Source organism: Helicobacter aurati, from assembly GCF_003364265.1.
GTDB lineage: Bacteria > Campylobacterota > Campylobacteria > Campylobacterales > Helicobacteraceae > Helicobacter_A > Helicobacter_A aurati.
Window position 1 is genome coordinate 49246 of record NZ_NXLW01000005.1, and the last position, 17472, is coordinate 66717.

The 17472-nt window shown below is 34.2% G+C and carries 15 protein-coding genes; 8 read left to right on the forward strand and 7 right to left on the reverse strand.

From position 1 onward, the window contains the following. Positions 1-1029: 1029 nt before the first annotated feature. The 7 genes from CQA66_RS03705 to CQA66_RS03730 all read right to left on the reverse strand — a co-directional run bounded on the left by CQA66_RS03705 (position 1030) and on the right by CQA66_RS03730 (position 6311). On the reverse strand, positions 1030-1803 hold the full coding sequence (locus CQA66_RS03705) for a glycosyltransferase (RefSeq protein ID WP_267892938.1): 774 nt from the start codon (positions 1801-1803) through the stop codon (positions 1030-1032). Further along, positions 1773-2129, reverse strand: a complete 357-nt coding sequence (locus CQA66_RS09580) for a glycosyltransferase family 2 protein (RefSeq protein ID WP_267892937.1) — start codon at positions 2127-2129, stop codon at positions 1773-1775. Before CQA66_RS09580 ends, CQA66_RS03705 begins: the two co-directional genes overlap by 31 nt. Positions 2130-2163: 34 nt before the next feature. Next, a complete protein-coding gene (locus tag CQA66_RS03710) occupies positions 2164-2814 on the reverse strand; it encodes a potassium channel family protein (RefSeq protein ID WP_104762445.1) in 651 nt (216 codons plus the stop codon). A 44-nt stretch (positions 2815-2858) separates the two neighbouring features. Further along, positions 2859-4232 carry a TrkH family potassium uptake protein gene (locus CQA66_RS03715; protein WP_115582544.1) on the reverse strand — a complete coding sequence of 458 codons (1374 nt, stop codon included), beginning with the start codon at positions 4230-4232 and terminating at the stop codon, positions 2859-2861. 76 nt (positions 4233-4308) lie between these two features. Beyond that, complete coding sequence (locus CQA66_RS03720) at positions 4309-4494, reverse strand: hypothetical protein (RefSeq protein ID WP_104762443.1); 186 nt, start codon at positions 4492-4494, stop codon at positions 4309-4311. Between the two features lie 21 nt (positions 4495-4515). Then, the gene (gene trpS, locus CQA66_RS03725) at positions 4516-5493 is read right to left on the reverse strand and encodes a tryptophan--tRNA ligase (protein WP_104762442.1); all 978 of its coding nucleotides are present in this window, start codon (positions 5491-5493) and stop codon (positions 4516-4518) included. Between the two features lie 35 nt (positions 5494-5528). After that, on the reverse strand, positions 5529-6311 hold the full coding sequence (locus tag CQA66_RS03730) for a hypothetical protein (RefSeq protein WP_104762441.1): 783 nt from the start codon (positions 6309-6311) through the stop codon (positions 5529-5531). Positions 6312-6402: 91 nt separating this feature from the next. Here CQA66_RS03730 and CQA66_RS03735 point away from each other — a divergent pair, with 91 nt between their 5' ends. From CQA66_RS03735 to CQA66_RS03770, 8 genes are all read left to right on the forward strand, one after another. Then, positions 6403-8454: a motility associated factor glycosyltransferase family protein gene (locus tag CQA66_RS03735; RefSeq protein WP_181882231.1), complete on the forward strand. Its 2052-nt coding sequence runs from the start codon at positions 6403-6405 to the stop codon at positions 8452-8454. 58 nt (positions 8455-8512) lie between these two features. Next, the gene (locus CQA66_RS03740; RefSeq protein WP_104762440.1) at positions 8513-9001 is read left to right on the forward strand and encodes a hypothetical protein; all 489 of its coding nucleotides are present in this window, start codon (positions 8513-8515) and stop codon (positions 8999-9001) included. Between the two features lie 78 nt (positions 9002-9079). Beyond that, a complete protein-coding gene (gene thrB, locus CQA66_RS03745; RefSeq protein WP_104762439.1) occupies positions 9080-9976 on the forward strand; it encodes a homoserine kinase in 897 nt (298 codons plus the stop codon). Positions 9977-9982: 6 nt separating this feature from the next. Then, positions 9983-10270, forward strand: coding sequence for a DUF448 domain-containing protein (locus CQA66_RS03750; RefSeq protein ID WP_233707667.1), 288 nt, complete (start codon positions 9983-9985; stop codon positions 10268-10270). Next, positions 10249-13152: a translation initiation factor IF-2 gene (gene infB / locus CQA66_RS03755; RefSeq protein ID WP_104762438.1), complete on the forward strand. Its 2904-nt coding sequence runs from the start codon at positions 10249-10251 to the stop codon at positions 13150-13152. The genes CQA66_RS03750 and infB overlap by 22 nt, the downstream gene beginning before the upstream one ends. A 38-nt stretch (positions 13153-13190) precedes the next feature. Next, the gene (gene trpF, locus CQA66_RS03760) at positions 13191-15023 is read left to right on the forward strand and encodes a phosphoribosylanthranilate isomerase (protein WP_104762437.1); all 1833 of its coding nucleotides are present in this window, start codon (positions 13191-13193) and stop codon (positions 15021-15023) included. A gap of 203 nt (positions 15024-15226) precedes the next feature. Then, on the forward strand, positions 15227-16396 hold the full coding sequence (locus CQA66_RS03765; RefSeq protein ID WP_104762436.1) for a NifS family cysteine desulfurase: 1170 nt from the start codon (positions 15227-15229) through the stop codon (positions 16394-16396). 37 nt (positions 16397-16433) lie between these two features. Further along, a complete protein-coding gene (locus CQA66_RS03770; protein WP_104762435.1) occupies positions 16434-17414 on the forward strand; it encodes an iron-sulfur cluster assembly scaffold protein in 981 nt (326 codons plus the stop codon). Positions 17415-17472: the final 58 nt, after the last annotated feature.

The following is a 17472-nucleotide window of genomic DNA, read 5'->3' on the forward strand; positions in this document are numbered from 1 at the left end:
ATCAAGTAGATTCTCGATTCTATATAGACATTTGACGCGGAGATAAACTTTACTAAAGATAGTGCAATAAAGAGGTTTATGTGTAAGGATACGAGATAATAAATTGTTTAGTCAAAGTTTAGAAACCAGCACGCCATAGGGATAAATCAATATAATTATTAGCGATATTTATAAAAGGATATAAAAATACTCTAGGAATGCGTAAGGGGCTTTGAGCATTTCCCGTACTTTCTTAGATGTTAAAAACAGAAAAAGGTAAATGCAATGAATTGCAATCATAAATGAACAAGAATACTATAAATATTTCCTCAAACATATTCTGCACTATCTTTAAGTTTTTTAATCATCTCTTTATTTATCGTCTGATTTCTCCCACTAAAGCCAAAAAATTCCATAAGCACCAAAATAACTCTACATTAACAAGAATATTACAATTAAAGCCATCAACCTATATAATCTAAATTACATCGTATGTATTAACAACAATATGATAATAACATTGTAGATTATTTGTTTGTGTTCTGTGGGTAGCTTGAAGTAACTTTTTTAAGTCTTTATCACTAATACTTTGCGCATACTTTGATAATCTAAAATAAGATTTTCAAAAGCACTTTCTTGCTCTTTTAGATTGTCAAAATAGAATCGAGTAATAGGCATATCTTGTTGGGATTTGCGTTCTTTATAGTGTAGTCTAAGTTTATGAAATTCTATTTATTTTTATCGGCATAAATATTTAACGTATAGCTTTCTATATTAGTCTAAACATATTTTATTGATACTTTCAAAGCGTAATGTGTTAAAGGAAGCTATCAATGTAGATAGAATTAAACTGCAAGATTCCTAGTTATTTCTTTATTTAACAATGATCTAAGTAGTTGCTTTATTCGCCAAATTCCCAATAAGAATATCCTAGATTCTAATGTTTTACATGTTATATTTTTTGGAAATTATTGCATTCTATAATTTTTCTTTGCAACATAAGTAGATTGTAATATTCCTGTATCAACACAATCTAAAGAGAAACATAAATTAAGATTCACAGGAATCTATAATCTCATCAATACAATATTTAGGTCTAGCTTTTACCTCTTGATACATTTTCCCAATATATTCACCAATAATGCCTAAACTTAATAATTGCAATCCACTGAAAAAACACAACAGAATCAAAGTAGAAGCCCAACCATATACAGCATTATCTGTAAAAAACTTCACATATAACGCATACACACCAAACAATAATGATAGTAAAAAGATAACAGCACCTAATGCGCTTACTAAACGCAATGGTTTAATGGAAAAACTTGTAATGCCATCCCATGCAAATGCCAACATTTTCCATAACGGATATTTAGAATCTCCTGCAAAACGTGGTTTAACGTCAAAATATACAACATCCTGCTTAAACCCCATATCAATAACTAAAGCACGTAGAAAAAAATGAAATTCTGTATAATTTCCCAAATGCAATAATGCCTTATTGCTTAACAATCTAAAATCAGCATGATTCTTAACAATCTTTACCCCTAATAATTTCATTACTTCATAAAATGCAACGGCACTATATTTTTTAAAGATAGAATCAGTATTCCTATCTTTTCTGACGCCCAAGACAATGTCATTCCCAGATTGAAATTTTTGTATAAAAGCAGTAAGCTTTTCTTCATCTTGCTGCAAATCGCAATCAATGCTAATCGCACAATCACATTTATTAGTTGCATAATGTAACCCAGCCAAAAGAGCATTTTGATGTCCAAAATTACGAGAAAGTTTTAATGCAATAAAACGGGGGGGGGGGGGCAAGAAGTTTGGATTCTTTGATAATTATTGTCTTTCCAAGAATCTGAAAATAATTTAGCACTATTTTTAAGAATTTCCCAAGTTGCGTCATTGCTTCCATCATCAACAACGAGAAGCATACTTTGTTTTGTAATATATTTTTCTTCGATAAGATGTTGCAGTTTACTCAACAACACTTCTAAGGTTTTGGCTAACACCTTTTCCTCATTGAAAGCAGGGACAACCAAACAAAGAGTGGGCATAAGAATATCTCTCTCATCGTTTAAGGGTTCTAAACCAGAGTCCTCATGCAATAACTCATCGCGTTTCTTTATATTACTTGCATTCATTTACACTCTCTTATTACAAAATAATTAGATAATCTTACGCTTCAATAGTTTGCGTAATTTTTTCTATATCTACCCTTGCACCCAAAAACAAAACGACGTCGCCTCTTTGTAGAATAAAGTCAGATTCCACGTCAATATCCCACTTGTCGCCTCTGCGAATAGCAACTATTTTGACATTATCTTCTTCTCGAATTGTACCGATGCTTCTTTTTGCAAAATAACGCGTTACGACAGCCTTACAGGCTTTCATATTTGCACTCAATTCAATATCTTCGACATTAGATTCAGTGATTTCGCTTAATAATCTTTTTGCAGCTTGTTTTTCAGCATAAATAACCTCATCTACACCCAATTTTTCTAAAATTGCACCATGAGTACTAGAAATAGCCTTAGCAATAATTTTTTTATTATTGAGCTCACGCAACGCCATAACAGTTAAAATACTTGCTTCAATATGTTCGCCAATACTTACGATAACCATATCCAGTTCAGTTACTCCAGCCTCTTTTAAAGCTATTTTATCCGTGCAATCTAAAATATAAATTTGTTCTGCTTTATCGCGTAAATTTATAAAACTTGACTCTTTATTATCGCAAATAATAACATTCTCACCATTTTCTATAAGCCCTAAAGCAACATGATAACCAAACCTACCTAAACCTAACACAGCATAACTCTTTGCCATATTACACTCCTGACTGTTGTATGATTAAATGAAACTATCGAATTTCATATCAACACTCTCTCTTGGGGATATTGCACATGCTTAGACTTTGTGCCGCCTACAAATATAAGAGTGAAACTTAAAATTCCAATCTTACCCGAAAGCATAAGGATCATAATGATACATAAGCCAACAGTATCAAATTTAGAACAAAGACTCAACACTCCACCATCGCCCATCGACATTCCCACTGTAGCAAATGCCGAAGAAGTCTCAAAAAACAATGGTAGAAAGCGAATATCTGGCTCAAAAACTGAAAGCAAAAAAGTTGCTACCAAAAGATAAATAGCAGCAATCGCGAAAACGCTAAAAGCCTTTGAAACAATATCTTGTGCAATAGTTCTCTTAAAAAGAATCGTATCTTTACGATTCCTAATAATTGCAATGGACAACGCAATCAGCACTGCAAAAGTCGTTACTTTAATTCCTGATGCTGTGCCACCAGGACTACCACCAATTATCATAAAAAATACTGAAAAAAACATCGTTCTATCATCAAATCCACTCATATCAAAAATATTATAGCCAGCTGTGCGATAACAAACGGAAGTAAAAAAAGAATTAATAATTTTTTCCCAGAAAGGGATATTAGCAAGTGTTTTAATATTGTTCCATTCAAAAATGAGAATATTCAGCATACCAAATAACACAAGCAATGTGTTTACAACGACTACAATGCGCGCATTAAGACTTAACCTAGTTACGAAATCTTCCTTGCGAAAAATCTTATAACTCACTCGAGAATAACAAAAACGTGAAATTTCAAGTGTTGAAACATACCCTATTCCACCAATAATAACAAGTAAAGCAACAACAACGTTTACAAAAATATCAGCCTGATAATCAATGAGGCTATTATTAAAAATTGTAAAACCAGAATTATTGAAAGCCGCAATGGCGTGAAATACTCCTGCCCAAATACCCATTTTAGTATCATTTAACTTCCAACAAAAATAAGGCGATAAAATAAGCGCGCCAACACATTCTACGAAAAGCACAAAGATAAACGCATTACGAACGGCTTTCTCTACGCCGCTAAGAGATTTATGATTAAGATTTTCGACAATATTAATAACACTCTTCTCTGCGGTGCTTAATCTTTCCCAAATAGCAATATAAAGGATTCCAATCACAGTCATATAACCAAAACCGCCAATTTGAATCAATACAAGAATTACAACTTGACCATAAAAAGTAAAATCTAATGAAGTATCCCTAATAATTAAGCCTGTGCATGTAATAGCCGAAACACTTGTGAAAAAAGCCTCTAAAAACCCCATATTAGTAGAAAACATGGGCGGCAAAGTCAGCAAAAATGTACCTAACAATATCATTGCTAGATACCCAACAAATAACACTTTAATGCTGTGAAGCTGCATCTATTCCTCTAAGACTAAACACTAAATAGCACATTGAATAAATGGTGTTACTTCATGCAAACAACGAATAGGATATTTAATTATCTTGAAAATCCTGCAATGTCTCAAGGTTTAACCTCATTTCTTCAATCATATTCCGAATAGTTTCGGAATTTTTTGTGTTTTTGGATTCTAATTTCTCAAAATGACTTTCAAGTTCATCTAAATAATCTTGAATCTGCCCTATAATTGTAGAAATATCTTCTTTAACAATATCATCCATAATAACTCCTATATTTAAAAGTTAAATTAAGCCAACCAAGTTTTTAGCTCTATTGTAGGTATCACTTGCAATATCCTTAATATATTCTTCATGTTGTATCACAAGTTGCTGAATATAACCAATATCCTTAGTTAACTGATAATATTTCCGTTGAATTGGCTCTAACTCTCTAAAAATCTCTTCAGCCAATGCTATTTTTAAATCACCATAGCCTGTAAAACTTTTTTCAATTTCATCTCTTGGTTTCTTTGTCAAACATTCGTAGATAGATAAAAGATTATAGAGTCCTATACGACTAGTATCAAAAGCAACATGGTTTAAGCTATCAGTAACAGCGCGTTTGACTTTTTTAACAATAGCATCTTTAGAATCTAACATATAAATAATACCATTCTCCGATGTGTTAGATTTACTCATTTTTGCTTGAGGATTATCTAATGACATGATTCTAGCACCGACTTCAGCTATGATAGGCTCTGGAACTGTAAAACAAGTTCCATATCTTTCATTAAATCGTATAGCAACATCACGCGCAAGTTCTAAATGTTGCTTTTGATCATCCCCTATCTGTACAATATCACTTTGATAAAGCAAAATATCTGCCGCCATAAGAGCGGGATAATTAAATAAACCAACATTAATGTTTTTAGGACTCTTCTGTGATTTATCTTTAAATTGTGTCATACGATTCATATCACCAATCGCAATATTACAATCTAAAATCCATGCAAGGGCAGCATGATAATCAATGCGACTTTGTACAAACATTTTCGAATACTTAGAATCCAACCCGCAGGCAAGAAGTATCGCAAATAATTCAAATGTTCTTTGTTGCAATTCCTTAGGATCGTGATAAACAGTAATGGCATGGGAATTTACAACACAATAAATATTGTCATACTGCTCTTGACTATCTACCCAATTCTTAACCGCTCCCAAATAATTACCTAAATGCAGTTTTCCTGTAGGTTGTATGCCAGAAAACGATCTCTTTTTCATTAATAACAAGCCTCTTTTAGAAAATGTGAGCTTTTCTATATTCCAAGCTGCAAGGATTCTTGTCTTAACAAATGATTACAAGAATGCAGCAAAAAACAATAACCAAAACGTGAAAAAAAGCTTGACACAAAATTCGAATTAACAATTCTATCATTTTTTCCGCAAAAAATTATTAACGATTTTGCTTTTTGGGCAACTTCTTTTATCTCAATCCAATTGTAAGACAAAAGATTCACTAAATCTCCAATGTTAGGACGAATACAATACGTATTCATTAGCGAATCTTTATACCTATATTCAAAATAATTAGGCTCTTTTATCCCACTACAATCATAGCCATTAAACAATAATCCATAATCTTGATATACTTTTTGCATATATTTTGCACGTTGATTTTTGTAATAATTCACGCATCTTGCTACAAGGCTATAATATTCCCTTGTTGTATCTTGCCTAGAATCCTGTTTATATAGAAATCGCATATAAGATGCCAAGCGGGTATGCGTAAAAGGCACATCTGATTGCAATGGAAAACGAGACAATGACGTTGCTATATTATCATGGTTCACTAATACTTTATCGACTTCGCCCCAATTAAACCAAGAAAGATTCTGCCAATACACACATGGGGAAAGCAGCAAGACTTTCCCTACGCGTTGCCCATTAGTAATACATTTATACGCATACTCTAATGCTAATTGTGCTCCATAGTCAAATCCTACAATATCAAATTCAGTCAATGTAAAACCGAAATTATTTAATAATGGGGCAAAAAAACAATATTCATCTTGTAAACCAAAACCACTAAAATATCGCATAACTCTACTCTCTATGACAATAGCAATAAATATAAGCGAATAATGTTACAATACCATTTACTTTATTGCACACAATTGGTATGAGGTTATTATGCAATCTTTCGAATCAAATCCGCAAAAACCACAACATTATAGTTTAGAACAACAACTCCAAATCACTTATTACACAAACATGCAATTTTTCAGAGAATATAATGACAAACTATTCCAAGCCTTGCAAGAGAATCCAATACATTATAATCTCCAAGTGGATTCCTCTGGCTATAACATTATCCATTTACCTAGCCAAACCTTGCAATATCCATTAATGCCCAACATACAATCAACAAACCCAATGCAACCTAAAATGATTTCTACCATGTTAGATACCCATAAAGACCTTGCAAAGAATCCTCTGCAACATCCGAAATGGAATCTCTCTTATAATTTTTCTTTATCCATAGAATCCAACTTCGTTAATCAAGATAAATTACCAATCACAGGTAAATACTACAATCAAATGCTGCAATCCGTTTTACATACCTTACAAGATAGATCTATTGATTCATGTAATGATAATGCAGATTCTTCCAATAAAGCACAAGAAGAGTTAGCAACAATAGCCAATACGCAAGCATACAACAATCTATTAACTTGTTTTATGGATTCTAAATTTCTACCTCAAACAACTCTTTATGGACTTATGGGCGGCATTTTTTTACAAGATTTACTAGAACAAGGTTTTTCATTCCATTCTCTTATTATCTATGAAGAGCATATTGATCTGCTAAGAATCTCTTTATATTTCCTTGATTATCAGAGACTCTTCGAATCTGTCAAAGAACGAAGCTGCCTTATTATTATCAAAGACATTTATCCAACCATCATTAAAAGCTTCATTGCTACAAAACGACTAACCAATAATTTTTTAAGCCTTGAACTTAAACATTACACAAGTGTGCAAACACAAGCATTACAGAATCTCATTATGCAAGAAAAAAAAGCTGCTATGCGAGGTTGGGGAAGCTTTGAAGATGAGATGATAGGCTTTCATAATGCGCTTAATAACTTAGCAAACTGCTCTATTCTACAACGTCCTAAACGAGTCAATGCTCCAATTTGTGTTGTTGGAAATGGGGCAAGCCTTGATTTATGTATAGATTTTATTCGGGCATATCAAAATAAAATGATTATTTTTAGCTGCGGAACGGCTCTTAAGGTCCTACGTCATCATGGTATCAAACCAGACTTTCAAATCGAAATTGAACGCGTACCCTATCTCTCACAAATTTTACAGGAAGCAAATTTAGGAGATATTCCCCTTATATTCGCACAAACAACTAATTGTGATGCCGTAACACTCACAAAACAATCTTTCGCGTTTATGCGCGGAGGAAGTGCAAGTGCCTACCTAGATTCTAAACTATCTGTTTTAGAATTTAGTGCACCATTCGTTGGAAACGCAGGAGTAGCACTAGCTGCTTTGCTAGGAAGTGATGTGATTTTATGCGGCATTGATTGCGGCTATATTAAGGGTTATAGCAAACATGCAAAAAATAGCTTTTATGGACAAGAAACCAAAGAGATTCCAAAAGATTGTTTCCAAGTAGAATCCAATAAGAATTTAGAAGTGTATAGCAATGATTTGTTTTACCTAAGCGCAAAAAACATAGCCCATTGCATTGACTTATATAAACCAAATATGGTTATTAATTTAGGCTATGGGGCAAAAATTACAGGGGCTTTAAGCTATAACGATGATGAATTTTCCTTACGAGACATCAATAAACCAATAGCTATACAAAATTTAAAAAAAAATTTTTTACCTTTTGAGCTTACATTGAATAATCATGAGATTCTTCAGCCTACTCAAGAATTATCTATGCAAATTAGTGCATTGCTCGACACAGATGTCCGCAACATAAACGATTTATACGAAGTCATTGATAACGTAGAATCTCTTTTGCAAACATTGATTGCAAAACATTCTTTACGCAAAAGTATTATCCTCTTTGAGGGAAGTATATTGCATTTAAGCTTTTCTTTATTGCTTACAAATTCATTTGCAGGGAATATGAAATACTATGATATAATCACGTCTTATTTTAAGCAAGGGATTCTTGCTATGATTGCGCATTTGACACAACACATAAATAAAAAATGACTATTAGTTAGTTTAACACACCTCAATACCTAATTAATGCGCTGTATTAAGGATGGTAATGGATACATTATATTCTATTTCTCATGCAGTAAATATCGCTAAAATTTCAGTAATATTGCAATCTGCTCCTTTAATGTATGGTATTGTAGTTGCGATGTTTTGTTGCGTATGTCTCTTGGTATATGTTTTTTCAAAATACAGAATATTTAATTTACGCTTGTTAATCGCGTGGATCATTTCGTGTGTCATTACCTTGTTATTGCTCGCACAGAATCATATTGATGAAGAAACGTTCAATCTCTCTTTAAATTCTCAAGTTATTTTAAGCTTTGCTAGCTGTACCATTATACTCATCCTTTATATTCTTAGCATGGCATCCAATAAACCCAACAAACGCAAAAAAAAATACAATAAGAATACCCTATCAACTAGAATATTGAGTTCAGATTTATGGTGGATAAAAATATTAGGATTTGTTGCTTTACTTGCGTTTTGCTGCATCTTCAATATTGGATTATTTGTTTTTTGTGCACTTTTTTATTTATAGGTCAAATACAAAGTAAAATACTCAATATTTGCTATAATAATATTATATTTGATTAAAGATTTTACAAGGAGATAAGACTTGCATTTTTCTGTGCCAGCAACAAGTGCGAATTTAGGATCTGGATTTGATTGCTTAGGTTTGTCTCTTAATTTCAGAAATCACTTTAGTATTGTGGAATCAAAAGAACAATGTATTAAAGTCTGTGGTGAGGGTGAACAAAGCCCTAAATTCATAGAAAACAATATGTTTGTGCGAATTTTTACACAAATTTATACAAGTTTAGGCGGTAAATCTGCTTTTAACTTCACATTCCACAATAAAATACCAATTTCAAGAGGACTTGGCTCTTCAAGTGCAATTATTGTAGGAGCGATTTTCTCTGCATTCAAAATGGCAGAGAAAATACCCAATAAACAAGAAGTTCTTAATCTTGCCCTGCAATATGAGAAACATCCAGACAACATTACGTCGACTGTTATGGGTGGATTTAACGCAAGCCTCATATATAGTGGTATGAACAATGAGTACAATGTAATGTCTATTAGGCAAAGAATCCCCAACAACATAAAAGCTGTTATAGTAATCCCTAATCATTCCATGTCTACAAAAAAATCTCGTAATATTTTAGCTAAGCACTATAATATAAAAGACTGCGTATATAACCTTTCACGTTCCTCCGTGTTAAGTCTTGCATTTGCCCTACACAAGTGGGATATGCTTAAGGAAAGTTCGAAAGATAAACTGCACGAATCGCAACGTATGCAAACTTTCCCCATTCTCTTCAATGTGCAAAAATTTGCGCTAGATAATGGTGCGCTCATGAGTTCTTTATCAGGAAGTGGTTCATCGATTTTCAATCTCTGCTATACCGAAGAAGCACAAAAATTAACACAAAAATTGCAAATACAATTCCCTAAATTTCGTGTTATATGCGTAGATTTTGACAACGATGGAATAAAACTTGAGAAAGGATAGTATGTATTGAAAGCAAATCAAAGGGAATATAAAGCGAGATTCTATGCTATAAAAAGCATTCGAATGTGTATAGCATGTAAAAATCGACTATTACAGTGGAAACTCATACGATTTAAGGCAAAAGAATCTAAGCTTGTACCATATAATGGAAGTGGCAGAAGTTTTTATATATGTAATGAATGTCTTACTAAACCAAAAACAATTCATCATATAAAACGATACATTAACAATACTAATAATATCGAGGAACAACTTAAGGAGATAGCGCAAATATGCCAAGCATCAGAGAAATAGCACGAGAAGCAGCAACTACAAAAGAAAAAGAAGTGCTAGAGAAAGCAAAAGAAATAGGATTTAAAGTACGCAATGTTACAACAAACCTCACAGAAGAGGAAGCAAGTATACTCTACGAATATATTACTACGGGTAAACTGCCAAGCAACTTTAAAACACCAAGCAAGAACAAAACAAAAGTTCACAAGCAAAAGCAAGAACATATACAGCCTATGCTAGACGCATCACAAAGTAACGAAACAAACAAGGATTCCCAAGACTTTGCGCAAATGCAAGAAGAGATTACGTATAAATCATCTTCTACGCACGATTCTCAAGTCAATAATGAACACACTAAGGAAATAAACCCAACTGCTACAACAAAATCCGAAATAAACTCTATTGCTGTACCACAAGAAACAAAAGAAGTAAAAAAGATTCAAATTGTCAGTAAAGGCAGAAACACATCCGCAGGGCAAGAATTATCTAATGTCAGCACACAAAAAGCAATACTCGATTCCACAAAACATCAAACAAACAAACAAACAACATTGCAACATAGTTTAAAATCATCAGAATCATCCCAGAATATACAAAACGACAATAAGGATTCTGAAGCCAAACAACAAGAAAATGTTGCATCACTGACCTCTGACTATCCCACTGCTCATCCTCAAGATATTCATACCATACCACAAGGATTTGATCCTAAAGATATAAATAAGGGACCAAAAATTAGCTCTATTCGAGTAATTAGTAAAAATGATAAAACAGAAACAAATAATCCGAAAAAAGAAAGGGACTCGGCACAGATTCTTGACAGTTTAAAACACACGGAACACAAAGGTAAAATCAAAAAGAAAAAAGAGAAGCCAACCGCTAAACAACAGAAGCACACTTCTCATGTCATTAATATGGAAAGAGACATGGGCATTAGCGATTACGATGATGAACAAGATGAAATCATGCTGATTGATATGTATGAAGTGCCCCAAGAGAGTTTTGAAGAAAAAGAAAATAAAAAAAATCCAATAGATGACAAAATCAAAGTAAACCATTATAGTCCATGGATTAAAGAAGGATCTATAGCAAGATTATCAAAAGGAAGAAGCAAAAGAAATAGAGATCAAAAAGCAAAACGTAACAACAATATTATTACTTCACTTGTTTTGCCTGAAGAGATTCGAGTCTATGAGTTTGCAGAAAAAGCCAACCTTGAATTAGGAAATGTCTTAGGCAAACTCTTTTTACTTGGTATGAAAGTATTAAAAAATGACTTTTTAGATAAAGATACCATTGAGATTCTCGCTAGCGAATACAATATTGACGTAACAATACAACAAAACATACCATTATATAATGATCAGGAAGAAATTGTGGAATCTGATTTGGTTGAAAGACCCCCTGTTGTTACAATTATGGGGCATGTTGATCATGGGAAAACTTCATTGCTTGACTATATTCGTAATTCTCGCATAGCAAGTAGTGAAGCGGGGGGAATCACGCAGCACATTGGGGCATACATGGTACAAAAAAACAATAAATGGATTAGCTTTATTGATACTCCAGGGCACGAAGCGTTTGCGCAAATGCGGAGTCGTGGCGCACAAGTAACTGACATTGCCATTATAGTGATTGCTGCAGATGATGGTGTTAAACAACAAAGCATTGAAGCGTTAAATCATGCAAAATCAGCTGGAGTACAAATTATTATTGCCATGAACAAAATGGATAAAGAAGGGGCAAACCCAGATAAACTCAAATCTGAATGTGCCGAGCTCGGATTTACGCCAATGGATTGGGGTGGTGAATATGAATTCATTCCTATTAGTGCTAAAACCGGTGCAGGGATTGATGTGTTACTTGAGACCGTCCTTTTACAAGCAGAGATTCTTGAATTAAAAGCGAGCAAAAAAGCAAAGGCAAAAGCTATTGTCTTAGAAGGCAGTCAACAGATAGGAAAGGGATCGGTAGCAACTATTATCGTGCAACAAGGCGTCTTGGAAATCGGACAATGTATTGTTGCTGATACAGCTTATGGCAAAGTAAGAACATTAAGAGACGATACGGGACGGTCTATCACGCAACTTGAACCAAGCGGCGTTGCACAAATCACAGGACTCTCTGAAGTACCACTAGCTGGGGCTTTATTACAGGTTGTAGAAAATGATTCTATTGCGCGAGAAATGGCAAACAAACGTAATGCGTACTTACGTCAAAAACAGCTAAGCAAAAGCACAAAAGTTACTTTTGATGAATTAAGCTCTATGGTTGCAAAAGGACAAATTAAAAATGTTCCCATTGTTTTACGCGCAGATACACAAGGAAGTCTTGAAGCGATTAAAGCAAGTCTTGAGGGATTAAATAATCAAGAAGTTGAAATTAATATTATTAGCTTTGGAATTGGCGGAATCACACAAAGTGATATTAATCTAGCAAACACAAGCAATAATTGTATAGTTTTAGGCTTTAACGTCCGTCCTACAAGTGAAATAAAAAATCTTGCAAAAGATCTAGGAATCACTATCAAAAGTTACTCGATCATCTATGATTTGATAGACGACATGAAAGCCTTACTAAGTGGACTTATGTCCCCAATCACTGAAGAAGAAGTTGTTGGTATGCTTAGTATTCGTGAAACCTTTACTGTTACAAAACTTGGCACGATTGCTGGTTGTATAGTGCTTGATGGAAAAGTAGAAAAAAGCTCAAACGTACGCCTGTTGCGCAACGGTGTTGTAATATGGAATGGCAAAATCTCAAGCTTAAAACGATTCAAGGATGATGTCAAAGAAGTTACAAAAGGTTATGAATGCGGTATTATGTTAGATGGTTTTAATGACATCGTGGTACAAGATGAAATTGAAGTTTTCAAAGAAGTTCTCAAACAACGAACATTATAATCAATATTTGCAATGCAACATTTACACGAGAGTTTGCTATGTCTATTCAATCCAAAAAACAATTTAGTGATATAGAAATATTAGAGAAAATTTGCCAAACCAAACTAGCAAAAATGCGCTCTTTAGGTTGCAACCTAGGACACAATATCTCCAATGAACGCAATGTACCTCTTATACAACCTAGTTTATTGCATACTAGAAACATGCCATTATCCGCATGTAGCAATATATCATTTACCACACAAATCAATAATGAATCTATCCGCAATATACGTACAAACAATCCAGAATCTTTTATCATAGCAGAGATTAAACGCGCCAGCCCTACACAAGGTAGAATCGCTTCTATACCCAATCCCTTAAGCCTTGTCGGAGAATATCTCAAACAAGGTGCTAATGCCATCTCTGTACTTTGTGAAGAAGATTACTTTCAAGGCAGCCTTAAAGATCTGCAAAATATCAAGACTACGTTCCCATATAGTTGCATTTTACGCAAGGACTTTATTTTACAGAAAGAGGAAATTGCAAACAGTTATTTTGCTGGCGCAGATATGGTGTTGCTTATTGCAGGAATATTCTTAAATAACTTTAAAGACTTTGAAGAAATCTACAAAGAGACTCTGAAATTCAACCTCACTCCTCTGATTGAAGTCCATAATGACGAAGAGTGGGATTGTGTTGCGAAACTCAACTTAGAAAAGGCTATCATAGGAATTAATTCAAGAAATTTACGCAATTTTCAAATTAACCAAATGAATGCGTTAAGGTTGCGTGCAAAGATTCCGCAGCATATTCCTGTTATCTTTGAATCAGGTATTCATAGTCCAAGCGAATGCTTTATGATTGCCAATAGCGGTTTTGCGGGTATTCTTTGTGGAAGTTTCTTAGTCTCTTCACTTATGCCTCAAATAGATTCAAAACAAGTCCACAATACAAGCATTAGTGATTTCCATAAAGCACTGCAACAAGGTGCAATCAACGTCGGTATGCAATCCCATGAATTAAAAATGGCACAACCACAAACCTATCAACCTTTTTATCAAAAGCTACTCCTAAGATCCTATAATAAAAATCAGATATGGCAAAAGTTACAAAAATCTCCTACAAATCAAATCGCAAATTCTTTTAAGGACTCTAGGCGAAATAGTAATACGTTTTCTTTGCCCACACAAATTCCTTTAGTGAAAGTATGTGGTATTAACAATTTAGAATTTTTGGAAGCTGCCATACCCAAAGCAGACTTACTAGGATTCATTCTTACAGAGAAAAGTGTCAGATTTGTCGATAAAGATTTTGTGCAAAAAGCAAATGAAAAGCTGCATCAATACTATGATGGAGATATGCAAGACCCTAGTATCAGAATCATACCACCATTAAGAATTGGTGTAGTACTATCAAACTCTTTAGCAATTGGCTTAGAACTACTCGAACTAGGAATGTTAGATGCATTGCAGCTACATAATATCTCTCACATTACAAAAGAAGATTCTAGTCCGACTCATTATTTTCCTCATTATCCTGCATTAAAAATCGAATCTTTCCTTAACAATAACAGACATAATTCCTCTCACGCATATAACATTCATACATCACAAACATGGATACTATGGGATAGCAGTGAAGGACAAAATAACTTATTGGATAGAAAAAAGCTTTCGCAACTGACAGAATCTTTTCCGCATTTCCAAAACAATCTTTGGCTAGCTGGAGGAATCAACAAAACCAACCTTGCAGACATCTTAACGCTTAATCCCATGTTAATTGATATTTGCTCGGGCTTTGAGAATGAAAAAGGAATAAAAGATAATCAAAAATTAGAATCTTTCTTTGAAGAATTTAACAGATTATACAAGCTACCCACTAATTTCTGAAATATGAACTGACATTTATTTTATATTGAGCTAAAAACTCTAAATGTGTAAAATAACTACACATTTAGAGTTTTTAGCGAGTATAGTTAATCTAATTCTTCATCAAAGCACCTTAAATTTTGGTATATTTTCAACTTACTACATAATCACTTTATTTAAAAACAAAAACTTGGCAACATTTTTAACAATTGAGGAGTCCAATAATGCAAGGAAGAATATACTTAGACAATAACGCGACTACAATGATAGACCCAAAGGTAAAAGACATAATGCAGCCATATTTTTGTGAAAAGTTTGGCAATCCAAACAGTCTTCATAAATATGGCACAGAAACACATCCAGCAATACAAGATGCACTTGAAAAACTCTACAAGGGAATTAATGCAAGTGATAATGATGACATCATTATCACAAGTTGTGCCACAGAATCAAACAATTGGGTACTAAAAGGAGTATATTTTGATGCAATCCACAACAAAAATAAAAACCACATCATCACAACAGAAGTTGAACATCCAGCAATTAGCGCAACCTGCACTTTTTTAGAAAGCTTAGGGGTAGAAGTTACGCGATTGCCAATCAATCGCGATGGCATGATTACTGCGCAACAAGTCAATAAAGCAATCACCGATAAAACAGCTTTGGTAAGTATCATGTGGGCGAATAATGAAACAGGGCTTATTTTCCCCATTAAAGAAATAGGCGCAATTTGCAAAGAAAAAGGAGTGTTATTTCATAGCGATGCCGTCCAAGCTATCGGTAAGATTCCTGTATGTGTGCAAGAATCAAATGTTGACTTTTTAAGTTTTAGTGCCCATAAATTTCATGGACCAAAAGGTATTGGCGGACTATATATTCGCGAAGGAGTGGCACTTAGTCCTTTGTTGCATGGTGGTGAACATATGCGTGGTAGGCGCAGTGGAACTCTGAATGTCCCCTACATTATAGGCATGGGAGAAGCCATGAAACTTGCTGTTGACTTTTTAGATTTTGAAAATTCCATTGTAAAAAAACTTCGTGATTCTTTAGAAAATGCCCTTATGCAAATTCCAGATGTGTTTGTTATCGGCAATAGAATCCATCGTGTGCCCAATACCACGTTAATAAGTTTACGTGGTATTGAAGGAGAAGCAATGTTGTGGGATCTTAATAAGGCTGGAATTGCTGCCTCCACTGGAAGCGCATGCGCTAGTGAAGATCTAGAAGCTAATCCTGTAATGGTAGCTATTGGTGCAGATAAAGAATTGGCGCATACGGCGATTAGAATCTCACTTAGTCGTTTCACTACTCAAGCAGAAATTGACTATACAATAGAAGTCTTTAAAAAAGCCGTCTCACGCTTACGTAATATTTCTAGTTCATATATTGCGTAACTTCTCTATAACCCAACATAAAATTTAAGGAAAGATAATGGCAAAAAATGATTTAATTGGCGGTGCTCTTTGGGACGCCTACTCTAACAAAGTTAGTGAACGAATGGACAATCCTACACACTTGGGTGTACTTACCCAAAAAGATGCAGAAGCAAAAGATGCAAAGCTAGTTGTAGCCGATTATGGCGCAGAATCTTGCGGCGATGCAGTGCGTCTTTATTGGCTTGTAGACAAAGATGACAAAATTATTGATGCGAAATTTAAAAGTTTCGGTTGTGGAACAGCCATTGCAAGTTCAGATATGATGGTAGAACTGTGTCTTGGTAAAAAGGTTCAAGAGGCAGTAAAAATCACAAATCTTGACGTTGAATACGCTCTTCGCGATAATCCTGATACTCCTGCAGTTCCCGGTCAAAAAATGCATTGCTCTGTAATGGCTTATGATGTAATCAAAAAAGCAGCGGGAATTTATTTAGGAAAAAATGCTGAAGATTTTGAAGAAGAAATCATCGTATGTGAGTGTGCGAGAGTGAGCCTCTCAACTATCAAAGAAGTTATTAAGCTCAATAATCTAAAAACGATTGAAGAAATCACGCAATACACAAAAGCTGGTGGATTCTGTAAATCTTGTATTCGTGCAGGAGGACATGAACAAAGAGAGCACTATCTGGTAGATATTTTAGCCGATGTAAGAAACGAAATTGAAAGGGAACTGCTGAAAAATAGAGCAAATCTATCAGCAAACAATCAGCTTCTCTTCCAAGATATGACTATTGCGCAAAAAGTTAAAGCAGTAGACAAAACTATTGATGAACACATTCGTCCGATGCTTATGATGGATGGTGGTGATATGGAAATTCTCGACATTAAAGATTCAAGTGATAATTTCATTGATATATATATTCGTTACATGGGTGCATGTGATGGATGTGCAAGTGCCGCAACAGGTACTCTTTATGCAATAGAAGAAGTGCTAAAGCAACATCTAGCAGAAAATATACGCGTTATGCCCATATAAAACATGCAACAGGAACATCTTACATAGCAATCTTACTTACACAAGGTATTCAATGCGT

Coding starts and splice junctions, on each gene's coding strand:
- CQA66_RS03770 (WP_104762435.1), top strand. CDS start 16,434: ATGGCAAAAAATGATTTAATTGGCGGTGCTCTTTGGGACGCCTACTCT.
- CQA66_RS09580 (WP_267892937.1), bottom strand. CDS start 2,129: ATGAATGCAAGTAATATAAAGAAACGCGATGAGTTATTGCATGAGGAC.
- CQA66_RS03765 (WP_104762436.1), top strand. CDS start 15,227: ATGCAAGGAAGAATATACTTAGACAATAACGCGACTACAATGATAGAC.
- CQA66_RS03720 (WP_104762443.1), bottom strand. CDS start 4,494: ATGGATGATATTGTTAAAGAAGATATTTCTACAATTATAGGGCAGATT.
- CQA66_RS03715 (WP_115582544.1), bottom strand. CDS start 4,232: ATGCAGCTTCACAGCATTAAAGTGTTATTTGTTGGGTATCTAGCAATG.
- infB (WP_104762438.1), top strand. CDS start 10,249: ATGCCAAGCATCAGAGAAATAGCACGAGAAGCAGCAACTACAAAAGAA.
- CQA66_RS03735 (WP_181882231.1), top strand. CDS start 6,403: ATGCAATCTTTCGAATCAAATCCGCAAAAACCACAACATTATAGTTTA.
- trpS (WP_104762442.1), bottom strand. CDS start 5,493: ATGAAAAAGAGATCGTTTTCTGGCATACAACCTACAGGAAAACTGCAT.
- CQA66_RS03730 (WP_104762441.1), bottom strand. CDS start 6,311: ATGCGATATTTTAGTGGTTTTGGTTTACAAGATGAATATTGTTTTTTT.
- CQA66_RS03710 (WP_104762445.1), bottom strand. CDS start 2,814: ATGGCAAAGAGTTATGCTGTGTTAGGTTTAGGTAGGTTTGGTTATCAT.
- trpF (WP_104762437.1), top strand. CDS start 13,191: ATGTCTATTCAATCCAAAAAACAATTTAGTGATATAGAAATATTAGAG.
- CQA66_RS03740 (WP_104762440.1), top strand. CDS start 8,513: ATGGATACATTATATTCTATTTCTCATGCAGTAAATATCGCTAAAATT.